Annotated in this window: 3 protein-coding genes; 2 read left to right on the top strand and 1 reads right to left on the bottom strand. The window is 37.5% G+C overall.

Annotation, left to right across the window (positions count from 1 at the left end; translation table 11 throughout):
- Positions 1 to 205: 205 nt before the first annotated feature.
- Positions 206 to 535 (bottom strand): helix-turn-helix transcriptional regulator, encoded by a 330-nt coding sequence (locus ACFILD_RS08080; RefSeq protein ID WP_208439714.1) that lies wholly within the window; start codon positions 533 to 535, stop codon positions 206 to 208.
- Between the two features lie 120 nt (positions 536 to 655).
- Here ACFILD_RS08080 and ACFILD_RS08075 point away from each other — a divergent pair, with 120 nt between their 5' ends.
- Positions 656 to 934 carry a hypothetical protein gene (locus ACFILD_RS08075; protein ID WP_375660270.1) on the top strand — a complete coding sequence of 93 codons (279 nt, stop codon included), beginning with the start codon at positions 656 to 658 and terminating at the stop codon, positions 932 to 934.
- A 10-nt stretch (positions 935 to 944) separates the two neighbouring features.
- The coding region (locus ACFILD_RS08070; RefSeq protein ID WP_375665021.1) for a dATP/dGTP diphosphohydrolase domain-containing protein at positions 945 to 1,682 on the top strand (738 nt) is incomplete at its 3' end.

Below are 1,682 nucleotides of genomic sequence, written 5' to 3'. Positions count from 1 at the left end.
TTTTTTTTTTCGGGGTATGGTGCAGTGATAATTGTATTTTATGCACAAGTCAATTAAAATTTTGCATAAAACGCAAAAATAAATCTTAAAATATATAATTAAATTATGCGCTATCCACAATTTGGGAGATGTTTATGAGCGATATAGATAAAAAAATAGAATCTGTTTTTTCATTATTCAATGAAAAAGAGCAGTTAATTATTACTTATTTTGTTTTTAATTTTTTTAATAATTCAAGAAAATCAAGCACCGCTTCTTTGTCAACTGGATCAAGTGATGCACATATTTTCATAAAATCTAAGTCTACTTCTTTGTAAAAACTGGGGGGAGGTTCGTTAAAAAATTCAGAAATCTTTACTAGTTCATCTATGGTTATATCTCGCGTTTTACCATTTTGATAGGTATTAAGCATGCGATTCACTGCTGATGGGTGTAGTTCTAAATGTGATGCTAATAATGTTTGTGCGCCGTGTCCTCGTTCGTTAAGACGCTCTTTAATCCATAGCTTAAGTTTGGACTGAATATCTTGTTCCATGGTTCGTATAATCCTTGAAAATATATTTTTATGCAAATGTGCAAAAATGATAAAAAAGCATAATTTCGTTGACTTGTGCATAAAACGCAATTATTTATTGCGCTGTTATGGAGATTACATATGCCTTCGAGATTAATTATAAAATATTTAGGTGGTTTCAAAACTGTAGCAACCATAGTGCAAAGAGATGTGTCATCTGTTTATAGATGGCGTGACATGCCAGCAAAACACCAGCAAAAAATTTTAGATTACGCACGTGATCATGGGATAGATTTGCGTCCAGAAGATTTTTTTTATCCCGAGCGCTTGCAGAGATTAATGCAAGAGCAACACCCCCCATTGTCGAAAATTAGCAAGAGCTGCGGTGTTGATCACACCGGAGAAACTTTACAGCATTAAGGAGATGATGATGGCTGTAGAAAAGAAATACGAACTTACTGATGAAACAATTGAGTTTGATGGCAGAACACTTCACCGCATTCGTGCACTGAGAGACTTTGGTGATGTTAAAGCAGGTGATTTAGGAGGCTATATAGAGAAAGAAGACAACCTAAGTCATGAAGGTGATTGTTGGGTTGGGAATAGGGCATGGGTTTATGGTGATGCACGTGTTTTTGGCAATGCCAAGGTTCTTGGTTTTTCTCATGTTTATGACAATGCCCGTGTTTATGAGAATGCCAATGTTCTTTTAGCAGCTGCGATTTATGGCAACGCCAAGGTTTGTGGTAATGCGCATGTATTTGGCAATGCCAAGGTTTGTGATGAAGCTGCGGTTTTTGGTAATGCTTACGTTTACGATAATATCCATGTTTATGGCAACGCCAAGGTTTATGGCAACGCCAAGGTTTGTGGTTATGCCAAGGTTTGTGATGCTGCTAAGGTGTTCGGTCATGCCGTGGTTTATGGTAAGTCCAAGATTTATGGAAATGCATATGTTTGCGGCACTGAAGAATATGGTGGCGACAGAGTTTATATGTGTTCACATAATGCAAATGAAGCGCATAAGAATGATGATGGTAAGCCTCGTGTAGAGCTTATACCGCCGTTGGCACTGCTTGAAATTGGTAAAGTTTTAGAGTTTGGGGCAAAGAAGTACGGAGCAAACAATTGGCGTAATGGCATGCACTGGAGCAGGTTTCACGGTGCT

Origin of the sequence: Bartonella sp. CL162QHHD (assembly GCF_042195435.1) — a bacterium.
In the GTDB taxonomy this organism is placed as follows: domain Bacteria; phylum Pseudomonadota; class Alphaproteobacteria; order Rhizobiales; family Rhizobiaceae; genus Bartonella.
Note: the sequence above shows the minus strand (reverse complement) of the source record. Positions and strands in the feature narration are given on the sequence as shown.